This is a genomic window from Oleiphilus sp. HI0123, assembly GCF_001635315.1.
On record NZ_LWGE01001334.1, the window covers coordinates 1 to 1,505 of the forward strand.

General features: G+C 44.6%; 1 protein-coding gene. It reads left to right on the top strand.

All coding sequences use genetic code 11. The features are described from left to right. Positions 1-65: 65 nt before the first annotated feature. Positions 66-1,505, top strand: a 1,440-nt coding sequence (locus A3761_RS16585; RefSeq protein ID WP_156491900.1) for a DUF3488 and transglutaminase-like domain-containing protein, incomplete at its 3' end; no start/stop codon positions are given.

Here is a 1,505-nt window from a genome sequence, read left to right on the forward strand (position 1 = left end):
ATTATGCCTGCCTTAAACAGCTAGCCTTATATTAATTTGCACGTGATCATATTAGTGGCTTGATAATGCAGAAAGACTTAAGAGAAGGTGATGACAAAGCAGTGATCAGCGGACAGAGCAACGTATTTGCGGTCCGTGCGCAGCCGGTTGGCGCCTTGCTATTAGTTATCATCTTACAGCTGATATCACACAGTGATCATCTTCCCATATGGCTAATCGTTTTTACGTTATTCATCTGTGTCTATCGTTTTATAGCTTATAAGCGAAATAGCCCGCCGGTAAGCACATTTGTCAAAACATGCTTAACGCTTGCTTCTTGCGCGGTGTTTGTCGCGCACTATAAAACCAACTTTTCTGTTGAAATGGCTGGCGCCTTTTTGTTTCTGACAGCTGTGTTGAAGTTTCTAGAGATCAAGGCTGACAAAGAGTTGTTTACAAGTATTTTTACGATGCTGTATTTAAGTTGTGTCTCGTTTCTATTTAGTCAGGGTGTATTTCATACGCTGTTGCAGTTGCTACTGATAGCTGTTTGCTTTTACGTGTTGCTATCCCAGAATATAGGCGTTGAATTTTCTTTAGGGAAGCGTGGTATTGCGACTTTGGGTAAAATGCTTTTCAAGCTCATGGCCGTGTCTATACCGCTTGTCATAGTGCTGTTTTTATTCTTTCCACGTATAGCTCCGCTGTGGCATATGCCTTTCAAAACTCAGCAAGGAAAGACAGGTATTAGCAATGTTATGTCTCCTGGCGATATTGCCTCACTTACCAAGTCTTCCGAAGTGGCTTTTAGAGCAGATTTCAGTGGTGTTGTCCCCGCCAAGTCAAACCTTTATTGGCGAGGTTTAGTACTCGACGAGTTTGACGGCAGAGAGTGGCGGCAAAGTATTGAGTATTATCCGGTCAGTCGCTATAAAATTGACCCAGGCCAACTTTATTCTCATGACGGCGCTACTTACCAGGTGATGCTAGAACCGCATCAAAATCGTTGGGCTTTTGCTCTCGATGATGGGCAGCCCTTAAGTAGTAACTTACTGAAAGGTGAGATGGGCCTTTTTAGCCTAAAAAACGATGCCATTCAGGCGACGCGATACAAGTTGAGTTATCAAGAGAGTCTTGGGATAGCGGTTGGCTCATTACCCTTTTTATCCGAGCTTAAGGGGGTGGATCGAATCAGAACGCCCGTTGTACAAGATTTGCAGCGACCAGGTGCATCTAGCAACCCTCGAACACAGCAATATATCGCGCAGATGAAGGCGCGATACCCTGAACCTGAAGCACTCTTTCGAGCCCTAATGGAAAACTTCGCCAAGCAGAATTTTTATTACACCCTTAAACCTGAGACGACTGGTGAGCACTTCGTCGATGAGTTTATGTTTGATACAAAAACGGGGTTCTGCGCGCATTATGCAGGGAGCCTCGCTTACATGTTACGGCTTGCAAATATTCCTGCCCGCGTAGTGATCGGGTATCAAGGTGGAGAGTTGCGCGATAATGGAAAATATATG